A 12,890-nucleotide genomic window follows, 5' to 3' on the forward strand; every position below is an offset into this window, starting at 1 on the left:
GCTGACCGGAAGTATGGAAAACGGGGAGTGTGAAGGGCCTTGATCCGGCTGCGGCCGCTTGCATATGCTCTAAGCAAAACGGAAACTAGCTTTCATGGGCCGGACGAGCACCATCCTGATTGTCGCCGGGGACCCGGACGAGTGGAAACCGGCAGCCGACCTGCTGGAGGCGGGCCTCGGCTACCGGGTGCTCGTGGTACCGGGTCCGGACGAGGCGGCGGCGGCGGTGAACGATGCCCATGTCGATCTCGTGGCCCACGACATCACGGCGACCGGCCGGGTAACGGCTGCGGGCCGGCCCGACGGCAGTACTCTGCTGGCGGACCTTCGCATCGGCCATCCGGAGATCATCCGCATCCTCGTCCTGCCCGAAGGGGCGTCGGGCAGCGCCGAGCTGATCGCGCGGACAGCCGTCTATCAATTCCTGCGCCGGCCGATCGATGCCGAGCAGCTCGCCCTCGTGGTGAAGCGCGGGCTCGAAACCCGGGAGCTGGCGCGCCGCCACCGGATCCTGTCGCGCGAGTTCAAGGTGGGGGACGACGCCGGCCTGTTCCACCTCGCCCCGACCAGCCTGCGGGGCGAGAGCCAGCGCTTCGAGAAACTGGTCTATGTCAGCGAGGCGATGGCGACCCTCTGCGACCTGGCCCGCCAGGCGGCGCCGACCGACCTGCCGATCCTGATCCAGGGCGACACCGGCACGGGCAAGGAATTGCTCGCCCGCGCCATCCACTATAATTCGAGCCGGCGGCAGAGCCCGCTGCTGGTCCAGAATTGCGGCGGCATGTCGGACGAACTGTTGCATTCCGAACTCTTCGGCCATAAGCGGGGCTCTTTCACGGGGGCGATCGCCGACCGCCTGGGCCTGTTCCGCGCCGCCGATGGCGGCACCGTCTTCCTCGACGAGATTTCGGAAGTCTCGCCCGCCTTCCAGGTCAGCCTGCTGCGCTTCCTGCAGGAGGGCGAGGTGAAGCCCCTCGGGGCCGACAAGGCGGTCCATTGCAAGGTGCGGATCATCGCGGCCTCGAACCGGCGCCTGTCGGCCATGGTGGCGCGGCACGAGTTCCGCCAAGATCTCTATTTCCGCCTGAAGGGCTTCGAGGTCGAAGTGCCGGCCCTGCGCGACCGGCCGGACGACATCCCGGTGCTGGCCGAATTCTTCGCCGCCAAACACGCCGACGCCATGGGCCGCCGCATCCTCGGCATCTCGGCAAGCTTGATCGAGAAGCTGCGCCACTACGATTTCCCCGGCAATGTGCGCGAGCTCGAGAACGAGATCCGCCGCCTGGTGGCCCTTGCGCGCGATGCCGAATATCTGACCACCCGGCACCTCTCGCCGGCCATCGCGGAAACCCTGCCCAAGGCACCGCGCGGCGGCGCCGGCTTCGTCCCCCGGGGCGGGACCTTGAAGGACAAGGTCGAATCCCTGGAGCGCCAGGCCGTCCAGGAGGCGCTCGGCCGGCTGCGCTGGAACCAGAAGCGCGCGGCGGAGGAACTGGGCCTGTCGCGCGTCGGCCTCGCCAACAAGATCAAGCGCTACGGCCTGACCGAATAGGCCGGCGATCGCAAATTGCGGGCGGCAGGGGGCCGGGCCTCGACTATACTGGCCGGGTCTTCCAACAGGGCGAGGTCGCCATGGCCAGTGACCGGGACGATATCCTGCGTTTTCCCCTGAGCCGCGTCCGCCCCGCCGCGCGGGGCTTCAAGGAACTCGGCCTCGGCCTCATGGCACGCCAGCTCGGCACCCCGGTCGAGCAATGCACCGGCCATTGGTGCAGTCGCTGCCAGGGCATCTGGTACGGCTATCTGCTCGAAGTCGCCTGCCCGGCCTGCGGCAACCGCCACGGTTGAATCAGGGCCCTGGGATAAGCAAGTTTTCACTGCAAAGTAAGTTTGCGCCCTAGAATCACTCTCGTTTTGCACTGCGGTCGCGGAGCGCGGCGGAAACAGGCGATTTGATTCGCCGATCGCCGCAATGCGGCAATGGCATGCGACTTGCTGTCACACCTCCCGGGAGCGGAGTGACAACGCTTCGGCAATGACGGGAGGACGCGATGGCCAATCTTCTTTGGCTCCAGGGCGGTGCTTGTTCCGGCAATACGATGTCGTTCCTCAATGCGGAGGAACCGAGTGCCTGCGACCTGGTGACCGATTTCGGCATCAATGTGCTGTGGCACCCCTCGCTCGGCATGGAGCTCGGCGAGAACCTGCAGCGCATGTTGAAGGCGCTGATCTCGGGCGAGATGCCGCTCGACATCTTCGTCTTCGAGGGGACGGTGGTGAACGCCCCGAACGGCACCGGCCAGTGGAACCGCTTCGCCGGGCGGCCGATGAAGGACTGGGTGGCCGATCTCTGCAAGGTCGCCACTTTCGTCGTCGCGATCGGCGACTGTGCGACCTACGGCGGCATTCCGGCGGTGGCGCCGAACCCGTCGGAGAGCGTCGGCCTGCAGTTCCTCAAGCGCCAGCAGGGCGGCGCCCTCGGTGCCTCCTACCGCTCCAAGGGCGGGCTTCCGGTGATCAACGTGCCGGGCTGCCCGGCCCATCCCGACTGGATCACCCAGATCGTCGTCGCGGTGGCGACCGGGCGGGCGGGCGACCTGACGCTCGACGAATTCCAGCGGCCCAAGACCTTCTTCACCTCCTTCACCCAGACCGGCTGCACCCGGAACATGCATTTCGCCTACAAGGTCTCGGCCACGGAATTCGGCCAGCGCAAGGGCTGCCTGTTCTACGACCTCGGCTGCCGGGGGCCGATGACCCATTCGCCCTGCAACCGCATCCTGTGGAACCGGCAGTCGTCCAAGACCCGCGCCGGCATGCCCTGCATGGGCTGCACCGAGCCGGAATTCCCCTTCTTCGACCTCAATCCCGGCACCGTCTTCAAGACCCAGACCGTGATGGGCGTGCCCAAGGACATGCCCACGGGGGTCGACAAGACCGGCTACGTCAAGCTGACCGCCGCCGCCAAGGCCGCCTCGCCCGCCTGGGCCGAGAGCGACATTTTCGTCGTCTGACGATCGCGACCTGAGAGAGGGAGAAACCCCATGTCCGCTGCCGTCCAGACCCTGGACATTTCCCCCGTCGGCCGCGTCGAGGGCGACCTCGACGTCCGCGTCGACATCCAAGACGGTGTCGTCGTGAACGCCTGGACCTCGGCCGAGCTGTTCCGCGGCTTCGAGATCATCCTGCGCGACAAGGACCCGCAGGCCGGCCTCGTGGTGACGCCGCGCGCCTGCGGCATCTGCGGCGCCTCGCATTTGACCTGTGCCGCCTGGGCGCTCGATACCGCCTGGGCGACCACGGTGCCGCGCAATGCGATCCTGGCCCGCAACCTCGGCCAGATCGTCGAGAGCATCCAGAGCCTGCCGCGCCACCACTACGGCCTGTTCATGATCGACTACACGAACAAGAACTACGCCGGCTCGCCCTTCTACGAGGAAGCGGTGCGGCGTTGGGCGCCCTTCACCGGCACCAATTACGAGGCGGGCGTCACCATTTCCGGCCGGCCGGTCGAGATCTACGCTCTGCTGGGCGGCCAATGGCCCCATTCGAGCTACATGGTGCCAGGCGGCGTGATGTGCGCGCCGACCCTGACCGATGTCACCCGCGCCTGGTCGATCCTCGAGCATTTCCGGCGCAACTGGATGGAGCCCATGTGGCTCGGCTGCTCGCTCGAACGCTACGAGGAGATCCGCTCCTACGACGACTTCATGGCCTGGCTGGACGAGCGGCCGGAACACGCCAATTCCGACCTCGGCATGTTCTGGCGCATGAGCCTCGACATCGGCCTCGACAAATACGGCCGCGGCCACGGACGCTATGTCTCCTGGGGTTACCTGCCGCACGAGGACAAGTACAACAAGCCGACCATCGCCGGGCGCAACGCCGCGGTGATCATGAAGTCCGGCGTCTATGACGGTGCCGCCGACACCCACAAGCTGATGGACCAGTCCTTCACCCGCGAGGATGTCGGTCGCGCCTGGTACGACGAGCCGGGCCATCAGCACCCGTTCGACCGCACCACGAAGGCGATCGCCAAGAACGACGTCGACCATGCCGGGCGTTATTCCTGGGCCACCGCCGTCACCCACGACCAGGACGGCAGGCTGGAAGCCGGGCCACTGTCCCGCCAGTTGATCGCCGGCGGCCACCACGGCGAGAGCTGGCAGCATTACGACCCCCTGGTGCTCGACATCTACAAGAAGATGGGCGGCGCCTCGGTCATGCTGCGCCACTTTGCCCGTATGCACGAAGGCGTGAAGCTCTACCGCGAGGCGGAGCGTATCCTTCGCGAGTTCCGTCTGAAGGATAGCTGGTACGAGAAGCCGACCGAGAAGGACGGGCGCGGCTGGGGCGCCACCGAGGCGATCCGCGGCGCGCTCTGCCACTGGATCGAGATCGAGAAGGGCAAGATCAAGAACTATCAGATGATCGCGCCCACGACCTGGAACGTCGGCCCCCGCTCCAACGACGGTTCGCGCGGCCCGATCGAGGAGGCCCTGATCGGCACTCCGATCGCCGATCCGCACGATCCGGTGGAGGTCGGGCATGTCTGCCGTTCCTACGACAGTTGCCTGGTCTGCACCGTGCACGCCCATGACGCCAAGACGGGCGAGGAACTCGCCTCGTTCCGGACCGCCTGAGGCAGGGCCTCGATGCACTGGCTCGGGGTGGCCGCCGGCCGACGCCGGCGGCGCCCCTCAAAGGATGACCGGACATGACGGCGGGAGAGACTCAGGCACTGCTCGAAACCATCGCGGAAATGCTGGCAAACGGACTGGAGACGACGACCGAACCCTTCCCGGAAACCGACAAGGAATTCGCCGACATCCTGGCGGACCTGCGCCGGCTCGACCCGGACGATCTCGAAGGCAAGCTGGTGATCAGCGGCTTCGTCGATCACCCCTACGGTCCGGACCGCCAGCGCTGCATGGAATGCATGTATTACCTGGTGCACCGGCGGTGGTGCGACCTGCCCGAGCTGGCGGTACCGGTCGAGCCCGACTGGTGGTGCCGGCTCTGGCGCATCTGACGGGAGGCGGAGATGGCAACGACCATTGTTACGCCGGAGATCGGCGACTTGCGCGCCCTGCTGGCCGGCGGGCTGGCGACCGAAGTGTTCCCGCGGGCGGACACGTCCGAGGAAGTCCAGGCCATCGCAGGCCGCCTGCGGGCGGCGGGCGACGATCCGCGCGCCAAGCTCGTGATCGGCGGCTTCACTCTCGACCCCGTGGAACACGGCGGGATCGAGCAGGCCTGCGAGACCTGCATGTATTACCTCGTGCACCGGCGGTGGTGCGAGTTGCCGGAGCTCGACCTGCCGGTGGAACCGCAATGGTCCTGCCGGCTGTGGCGGATCTGATGGCGGCGGTCGCGGTCATCGGCTGCGGCAATACCAACCGGCGCGACGACGGCGCCGGGCCGGCGGTGATCGCGTGCCTGCGCGCCGCGGGCGGCAATGGCGCGGAGGTCGGCCTCTACGATGCCGGCACCGACGGTATGGCCGTGCTCTATGCCGCGCGCGGCTGCCGCCGGCTCATCGTGGTCGACGCGGCGCGGAGCGGGGCGGAGCCCGGCGCCGTCTTCGAGGTGCCGGGCGAGGTGCTGGCGGCACCCCATCGCCCGGGCATTACCCTGCACGACTTTCGCTGGGATCATGCCCTTTATGCCGGGCGGCGGATCTACGGCGCCGATTTCCCGGCCGAGGTCACGGTCCTGCTGATCGAGGCGGGCGATCTCGATTTCGGCATCGGTTTGACCGCGCCGGTCGCCGCCGCCGTCGACAAGGTCGCGGCGCGCATCCGCGACCTGACGGGAGCAACACCATGAGTGTCGCGGTGGCGATCCGCCGGGGCAGCCTGCATCTCTCCGCCGCCGTCTATGAGCGCTATTTCGCCGGTCTCGCCGCCGTCGTCCTGCTGCGCCGGGGCGACGGGCTCCTGGTCCTGCCGGTCCGTTTCGCCGGGGGTGGCGGCTATCTGGCGAAACAGCGGAACGGTGCCGGCGATCGGGTCGTCGATGCGGCCGATTTCTTTCGCGAACAGGGGCTCGCCGATGCGGGCGAATGGAATGTCGCCGCGGCCTGGGACGCGGGCGACATGGGCTTGCGCATCGACGGGATCTTCGCACCTGTCATGGACAAGGTTGAGTAAACGTGATTATCATTATGAAAAGAAAATAGCCCAAATTAGAGCTCGGGCAGGGAGGACCCTCATGGTCGCCGATCAAAGCGATGATCAGGTGCGTGCGGCGTTGGCGGCGGCCGAAGACCCGGCCGCCAGTCTCGGTGAACGCGCGGAAATGCTGATGGAAATCGCCATGGGGCTGCAGCGCAGGCCGAAGACGGCCGATGCCCTGTGGGCGGCGATCGAGCTTTACGATCGGGCTCTGGCGCTGGCCGACGATCCATTGCTGACGGCCCGCATCGGCGCCCGGCGGGGCACCGCCCTTCAGGCCCTGCCGGCGGAGGGCAGCGCCTCGCTCGACGCGGCGCGTCGCGCCTTCGAGGCGGCCCTGCCCACACTCGCCCAGTTCGGCCGGCCGGAGGAAGTGGCCGAGGCCGAAATGAACCTGGGCGTCACCCTGCAGAACCTCGCAGGTCTCGGCCGTGCCCGGCTGACCGATGCGATCGCGGCCTATCAGCGGGCCCTGCGAACCTTCGATCAGCGCCGATTCCCGGCCGAATTCGCCATCCTGCAGAACAATCTGGCGACCGCCTTCCTGTCGATCCCGATGAGCGACGAGCGGGCCAAGATGCGCGAGGCGATGGCGGTCCAGGCCTTCGAGGAGGGCCTCAAGGTGATCAACCTGGTCGATCACCCGGTGGAATATGCGATGTTGCAGAACAACCTCGGCAACGCGTTGCAATATGCCTCGTCCGCCCATGCGGTGGAGAACAACCTGCGCGCCCTCGACGCCTATGACGAGGCGCTGCGCGTCCGCACCCGCGCCGACATGCCGGGCGAATATGCCAATACGCTGGCCAACAAGGCGAACTGCCTGTGGAACCTGCCCGACGATCCGGAACATCCGGAAGACGGCAATCCGCGCAACCTGGCGCTCGCCCGCGCCGCCTATGCCGAGGCCCGCGAAATATTCGCCGGCCAAGGCGAGGCCGAGAAGGCGCGCATCGTCGCCGAAGCCTGCGTTCAGATCGAGCGCGAGATGCTGACCTCGGTACCGCCGGCGCGCGGCTCCGGCAACGGTCATTCCATGAACAGCGGAGCCTGAACGGGAGGAAGAGGGATGTTGCTGGGCATTTCCATCATCGGTGCAGGCGCCGCCCTCGTTCTCGGCACGGCCGGCGCCATGGCGGCGGGTGCCGCCAGTGGCGTCGCCATCGGCGGCAAGGAACTCGGGAACGAATTGGCCGCCTTCATGGGCGGTTTCTACGGCCCTCTGGCCGGCGTGCCGGGGGTGGTGATCGGCCTCGTCGTGCTGGCCGTGATCGCATAGGAGGCGGCGATGTGGGAAATGGCCAAGAGTTCCATGGGGCGTTTCTTCAGCGGCACTCTTTTCGCCGAGCCGTCCAAGGCCTATGCCCAGATGGCGATCGGCATCGGGGTGACGGCGGTCCTGGTGATCGCCCTCGGCCTCGCCGGGGCGCCGCTCTGGGCCGCGGGGCTCGTCGGCGGCGCGGTCGGCGGGGCGGTGCAGCCCTATCTGTTCAAGAACCTCCGCTACCGCTGAGGCGACGGCGATGAACGCGGAAGCCCCCACACCGCGCGCGGATCTCGCCGGCTACGTCGGCGACATCCAGCGTCTCGAGGCTGTGGTGGCGACCTGGGCGCCGGCCCAGGCGGGTACGGTGAACGCCCTCCGCATCGCCGTCGAAGCCCTCCACGCCGAAGCCTTCCGCCGCCTGGTGCGCGCCCTGAAGGTGGAGCCGGCGGCGCTCGGCGCGCTCAAGGCCGCCCTCGGCGACGAGGTGATCTATGCCGTCCTGCGCCGCCTCGGCGTGGTCAAGGCCAGCCTGACCGAACGCGTCCAGGCGGCGCTGGACGAGGTCCGGCCGGCGCTCGCCTCCCACGGCGGCGACGTCGAACTGGTGACGGTGCGGCCGCCCGCGATCGAGGTCCGCTTTCTCGGCGCCTGCGATCATTGCCCGGCCTCGGCGCTGACCTTCCACGAGGGGGTGAAGAAGGCGGTGCAGGCTGCCTGTCCCGAGATCACCGAGGTGATCCAGGCGAGAGGTTCCGGCACCTGTGACGAGGGTCTTCGCTTCGTCAGCCCCTTCGCCGCCGATGCGGTCGGCCACTGGCGGCCGGCCTGCACCCTGGCCGAGATCCCGGAGGGCGGAGTCCATGGCACGACCCTCGACGGCGAAAAGATTCTGCTGTCGCGCCGGGGCGATACGGTGACCTGTTTCCAGAACGCCTGCGCCCACCTGGGCCTCGCTCTCGACGGCGGGGAGGTGGCGGATGGCATCGTCACCTGTCCCTATCACGGCTTCCAATATGATCTGGCCAGCGGCGAATGCCTGACCGCGCCGGAGGTGCAATTGCTCGCCCATGGCGTGCGCGTCATCGGCGACCGGGTCGAAGTGAGGTTGGCGCGATGAGCTTGACCGTCTCCCTCGCTCCCGACCGGCTGCGCCGGCACGACCATCCGGCGGCGCAGCCCTTGCTGGCACTCGGCGGGGCCGCCGTGATCCTGGGCCAGCAGCCGGCGTCGGACGGCTTGGCGGTGCCGATCGTGCCCGGGCCGGCCAGCCTGTTCGGGCCGCGCGGCGCCTGCCTGGCCGGGCCGGACGGGCCGCTCGTCGTCGCCGACACCGGGCACCATCGCCTGATGGTCTGGCGCCGCCGTCCGGTCGAGGACGGCGCGCCCGCCGATTTCCAGATCGGCCAACCCGATTTCGGGCGCGAGGGCCGGAATGCCAAGGGTCCCGTCGGGCCTGCCACGCTGAACGTGCCGACCGGCGTCGCCGTCGCGAACGGCGTCCTCGCCGTGGCCGACGCCTGGAACCACCGGGTCCTCCTCTGGCACGGGCTGCCGGAGCGGGCAGGGGCGCCGGCCGACGTGGTCCTGGGTCAGGCCGATTTCGCCGGCTGCCTGGCCAACCGGGGCGCCGACCGGCCGGGCGACGATACGCTGAACTGGTGCTATGGCGTCGCGCTCGACGGCGGGCGCCTCTTCGTCGCCGATACCGGGAACCGCCGCGTCCTGGTCTTCGACCGGGTGCCCGAACGGAACGGCCAGGCGGCCGATCTGGTGCTCGGCCAGGGCGATTTCGTGACCCGGGACGAGAATGCGGGCAGGGCCGCCGGTGCCGGCGGCATGCGCTGGCCCCACGCCGTTACCCGCCTGGGCGAGGCGCTGCTGGTCACCGACGCGGGCGACAATCGCATCATGGTCTGGCGCCACCAGCCGGGCGTCCATGGCACGCCCTGCGACTTCGTCCTCGGCCAGCCCGACATGGGCGGCGTCGACCATAATCGCGCCGCCTATTTCCCGACCGCGGACGCCCTGAACATGCCCTATGGCGTCACCCTGCTGGGGGACAGGCTGGTGGTCGCCGATACCGCCAATTCGCGGCTGCTCGGCTTCGATGCGGGCGATCTCGGCATGGGGGCCGCGGCCTGCGCCCTGGCGGGCCAGAACGGCTTCGGCGACAAGGGCGACAATCGCTGGGGCGATGCGGCGCGGGACAGCCTGTGCTGGCCCTATAATGTCGCCGCTTGCGGCCGGACGCTGGTGGTCGCCGACTCCGGCAACAACCGGGTCCTGCTCTGGGAGGCGGCGCCATGACCGCCCTGGCCGGCGGGCGGCGCGCCGAAGCCGAACGGCCGTTGCCCGCCGCCGAAGGGCCGGCGGTGCTGGCCGACCGGGTCGCCTGTGCCGCCTGCGCTGCCGAAGTGATCGATCCCTTCGCCCGGCGCTATCGCTATCCCTTCGCCAATTGCGCCCAGTGCGGGCCGGGGTTCTCGGCCCGGGCGGCCTTTCCGCCCTGCGCCGAGTGCCGGCGCGAATACGAAGACCCGGCCGACCGCCACTTCCGGGCCGCCGCGGTCGCCTGCCACGCCTGCGGTCCCAGGGCGCGGCTGATCCGGCTCGATGGCCGCGCCGTCCATTTCGAGCAGCATTCGATGCTCGACGACGTCGATGCCGTCTGCGGCCTGATCAAGAAGGGCGAGATCGTCGCGATCAAGGGGCCTTGCGGTTACCATCTGGCCTGCGACGCGACCCGGGCCGACGTGGTGGCCGCCCTGCGCGAGAGGTTGCGCGACGCGCGTCCCTTCGCCCTGATGGCCCGCGACATCGCCGTGATCCGCCGGTTCGCCGAGGTCGGGGCGGTGGAGGAGGAAGCGCTCCGCTCGCCCGCCGGGCCTGTGGTCCTGCTGCGCGCTGCCGGTCCCGGGCGCCTGGCGGAGGCGGTGGCGCCCGGCCTCGACTTGCTCGGCTTCATGCTGCCGCCAGCGCCGCTGCACCAGCTCATCCTGCGGCGCATGGACCGGCCGGTGGTGATGGCGGACAGTGCGCCCGGCGGCGGGCCGCCGGTCGGCGACGAGGCCGGGCTGCATGCCCGGCTCGCCACCGTCGCCACCTACGCCCTGGCGCACGACCGGGCGATCGCCACCCCCCTCGCGGATTCGCTCGTGCGGGTGATCGGCGGCGTGCCCCGCGTCCTCCGCCGCGGCCGCGGCCATGCACCGGCGGCCTTGGCCCTGCCGGCGGGACTGGCCGGGGGGCCGCCGGTGCTGGCCCTCGGCAGCGCGCTTCAGCCGGCCGCCTGCCGGACGCAGGACGGCGAGGCGATCCTGTCGCCGACGACCGAAGACGGTCGATCTACCCATGGCGGGCTTCTGCTCGATCACGCCCCCCGGGTGATCGCGGTCGAGCGCGGTGCCGACCGGCGGGGCCGGGCGCTGGCGGCGGAGACGGGCGCATTGCTGGTCGAGGTCCAGGGCCACCATGCCGCGGTCGCCGCCTGCCTGGCCGAGAGCGGGCGCCCGCTGTCGGCACCGCCGGTGCTGGGGATCGCCGCCGGGGACATCGGCCCGGGCGACGACGGCGGCCTCTGGGGCGGGGAATTCCTGCTCGCCGACTATCGCAGCTACCGCCGTTTGGGCACCTTCAAGCCGGTCGCGCTGGCCGGCGGGTTCGATGCGGCGCGGGAGCCCTGGCGCGATCTTCATGCCCATCTGATGGCGGAAATCGGCTGGCCCGCCCTGGCGATGAATTTCGCCGGCCTGCCGCTCTACGATGTCCTGGCGGCGAAACCGCGGGCCGCCCTCGACGCCGCGATCCGGGACGGCCGCCTGCCCCTGGCCTCGTCCTGCGGGCGGCTTTTCGATGCCGTGGCGGCGGCCCTCGGCCTCTGCCCCGAGGGCCAAGCTTACGAAGGTCAGGCGGCCGCCCTGCTCGAAGCCCTGGTCGACCGGGAGGCGCTGGCGGAGGAGGGGGAGGAGCTGGCCTATCCCTTCGCCATCCCGCGCCTCGGCGGCGGGCTTCCCTATGTCGAGCCCTGGGCGATGTGGCAGGCGCTGCTCGGCGACCTCGTGCTGCAGACGCCGCCCGGCGTGATCGCGGCGCGTTTTCACCGCGGCCTCGCCCGCACCATGGTCGCCATGGCGCTGCAGCTCCGCGGCGAGGCGGAGGCGCCGCTGTTCGATACGGTCGTCCTGGCGGGCGACTGCTTCCGCAATGCGGTCTTGTTCGAAGTGGTGAACCGGGGCCTGGGGGAAGCCGGTTTCGCCGTCCTCGGGCCGGGCGGTGACGGCGGCCTGGCGCTCGGTCAGGCCGCGGTCGCATTGGCGGCCGTCAAGGCGGGAGAATGGTCATGTGCCTAGGAATTCCCGGTCGCATCGTGGCGATCGACGACGCCGCCCGCAAGCTCGCCACGGTCGATGTGAACGGCATCCGCCGCCAGGTGAACATCGCCTGCATCGTCGACGACGCCCATCCGCCGGAAGCCTGCGTCGGCGACTGGGTCCTGGTCCATGTCGGCTTCGCCATGAGCCGGATCGACGAGGCCCAGGCGGCCGAGACCCTGCACATCCTGGCCGAGCTCGGCGAGGCGCAGAACGAAATCGACGCCATGCGCCGCTCGGCCGCGTCATGAGCGGGGCGCCGGACCTTTCCGCCCTCTATCCCTTCCTGCACGGGAAGGCGCAGGACCCGGCGCGTCTCGAAGCCGGGCTGCTCGCCTCGATCGCCGAAAAGGCACGGGAGTCGCGGGCGGCGAACGAGCGTTTCTTTGCAGCACAAGGGGCGGAACTGCTGGCCGCGGCGCGGGCGCTGGCCGCCTGCTACCGGGACGGTGGGCGTCTCTTCGCCATGGGCAACGGCGGCTCCTCCTGCGATGCCGCCCATGTCGCGGTCGAATTCCTGCATCCGGTGACGGCGGGGCGGCCGGCACTGGCAGCCGTCAACCTGGGCGCCGATCTCGCCCAGATGACGGCGGTCGGCAACGATGTCGGCTTCGCCCATGTCTTCGTGCGGGCGCTCGGCGCCCGGGCGCGCAAAGGCGACGTGCTCGTCGGCTTCTCGACCAGCGGCAATTCGGACAATCTGCTGGCGGCCTTCGCCCGCGCCCGCGAGCTCGGCCTCGTCACCATCGGCCTTTGTGGGGGCGACGGCGGGCGGATGCGGGAATCGGGCCTGGTCGATCATTGCCTGGTGGTGCCCGCGACCTCGATCCACCGCATTCAGGAGTGCCATGTGACCGCCTATCACATCCTCTGGGACATGACCCACAGCCTGCTGGCGGACGATCGCGGCGCGGCGAGCACCAAGGGGGCGACGCCATGAAATATGTCGACGAATTCCGCGACCGCGACAAGGCGGAAGCCCTGATCCGCGAGATCGGCGCCGTGGTGGCCCAGATCGACAGCGCCCGCCACCGGCCGATCAACATCATGGAAGTCTGCGGCGGCCACACCCATTCG

The 12,890-nt window shown here is 69.6% G+C and carries 16 protein-coding genes; all 16 read left to right on the forward strand.

The features are described from left to right. Nucleotides 1-94: 94 nt before the first annotated feature. The 16 genes from WC493_RS12745 to WC493_RS12820 all read left to right on the forward strand — a co-directional run bounded on the left by WC493_RS12745 (nt 95) and on the right by WC493_RS12820 (nt 12,753). Nucleotides 95-1,552, forward strand: a complete 1,458-nt coding sequence (locus WC493_RS12745) for a sigma-54 dependent transcriptional regulator (protein WP_373065903.1) — start codon at nt 95-97, stop codon at nt 1,550-1,552. 80 nt (nt 1,553-1,632) lie between these two features. Next, nucleotides 1,633-1,848, forward strand: a complete 216-nt coding sequence (locus WC493_RS12750; protein ID WP_373065904.1) for a hypothetical protein — start codon at nt 1,633-1,635, stop codon at nt 1,846-1,848. Nucleotides 1,849-2,051: 203 nt separating this feature from the next. Then, complete coding sequence (locus WC493_RS12755) at nt 2,052-3,014, forward strand: HupU protein (RefSeq protein ID WP_373065905.1); 963 nt, start codon at nt 2,052-2,054, stop codon at nt 3,012-3,014. A 30-nt stretch (nt 3,015-3,044) separates the two neighbouring features. Beyond that, nucleotides 3,045-4,643, forward strand: a complete 1,599-nt coding sequence (locus WC493_RS12760; RefSeq protein ID WP_373065906.1) for a nickel-dependent hydrogenase large subunit — start codon at nt 3,045-3,047, stop codon at nt 4,641-4,643. 74 nt (nt 4,644-4,717) lie between these two features. Continuing rightward, nucleotides 4,718-5,032 carry a hypothetical protein gene (locus WC493_RS12765; protein WP_373065907.1) on the forward strand — a complete coding sequence of 105 codons (315 nt, stop codon included), beginning with the start codon at nt 4,718-4,720 and terminating at the stop codon, nt 5,030-5,032. Nucleotides 5,033-5,044: 12 nt separating this feature from the next. Continuing rightward, a complete protein-coding gene (locus tag WC493_RS12770; protein WP_373065908.1) occupies nt 5,045-5,362 on the forward strand; it encodes a hypothetical protein in 318 nt (105 codons plus the stop codon). Further along, nucleotides 5,335-5,829, forward strand: coding sequence for a hydrogenase maturation protease (locus WC493_RS12775; RefSeq protein WP_373065909.1), 495 nt, complete (start codon nt 5,335-5,337; stop codon nt 5,827-5,829). The genes WC493_RS12770 and WC493_RS12775 overlap by 28 nt, the downstream gene beginning before the upstream one ends. Further along, nucleotides 5,826-6,152 carry a hypothetical protein gene (locus WC493_RS12780; RefSeq protein WP_373065910.1) on the forward strand — a complete coding sequence of 109 codons (327 nt, stop codon included), beginning with the start codon at nt 5,826-5,828 and terminating at the stop codon, nt 6,150-6,152. Before WC493_RS12775 ends, WC493_RS12780 begins: the two co-directional genes overlap by 4 nt. A gap of 61 nt (nt 6,153-6,213) precedes the next feature. After that, a complete protein-coding gene (locus tag WC493_RS12785) occupies nt 6,214-7,230 on the forward strand; it encodes a hypothetical protein (RefSeq protein WP_373065911.1) in 1,017 nt (338 codons plus the stop codon). 15 nt (nt 7,231-7,245) lie between these two features. Beyond that, the gene (locus tag WC493_RS12790; RefSeq protein WP_373065912.1) at nt 7,246-7,455 is read left to right on the forward strand and encodes a hypothetical protein; all 210 of its coding nucleotides are present in this window, start codon (nt 7,246-7,248) and stop codon (nt 7,453-7,455) included. Between the two features lie 18 nt (nt 7,456-7,473). Next, nucleotides 7,474-7,689: a hypothetical protein gene (locus WC493_RS12795; RefSeq protein ID WP_373065913.1), complete on the forward strand. Its 216-nt coding sequence runs from the start codon at nt 7,474-7,476 to the stop codon at nt 7,687-7,689. A 10-nt stretch (nt 7,690-7,699) separates the two neighbouring features. Beyond that, on the forward strand, nt 7,700-8,560 hold the full coding sequence (locus WC493_RS12800) for a NifU family protein (RefSeq protein ID WP_373065914.1): 861 nt from the start codon (nt 7,700-7,702) through the stop codon (nt 8,558-8,560). Next, nucleotides 8,557-9,750 carry an NHL repeat-containing protein gene (locus tag WC493_RS12805; protein WP_373065915.1) on the forward strand — a complete coding sequence of 398 codons (1,194 nt, stop codon included), beginning with the start codon at nt 8,557-8,559 and terminating at the stop codon, nt 9,748-9,750. The genes WC493_RS12800 and WC493_RS12805 overlap by 4 nt, the downstream gene beginning before the upstream one ends. Then, a complete protein-coding gene (locus WC493_RS12810; RefSeq protein ID WP_373065916.1) occupies nt 9,747-11,792 on the forward strand; it encodes a Sua5/YciO/YrdC/YwlC family protein in 2,046 nt (681 codons plus the stop codon). Before WC493_RS12805 ends, WC493_RS12810 begins: the two co-directional genes overlap by 4 nt. Beyond that, nucleotides 11,783-12,064 (forward strand): HypC/HybG/HupF family hydrogenase formation chaperone, encoded by a 282-nt coding sequence (locus tag WC493_RS12815; protein ID WP_373065917.1) that lies wholly within the window; start codon nt 11,783-11,785, stop codon nt 12,062-12,064. The genes WC493_RS12810 and WC493_RS12815 overlap by 10 nt, the downstream gene beginning before the upstream one ends. After that, nucleotides 12,061-12,753, forward strand: a complete 693-nt coding sequence (locus WC493_RS12820; protein ID WP_373065918.1) for an SIS domain-containing protein — start codon at nt 12,061-12,063, stop codon at nt 12,751-12,753. Before WC493_RS12815 ends, WC493_RS12820 begins: the two co-directional genes overlap by 4 nt. Nucleotides 12,754-12,890 lie beyond the last annotated feature (137 nt).

It is taken from the genome of Zavarzinia sp. (assembly GCF_041650655.1).
Taxonomy (GTDB): domain Bacteria; phylum Pseudomonadota; class Alphaproteobacteria; order Zavarziniales; family Zavarziniaceae; genus Zavarzinia.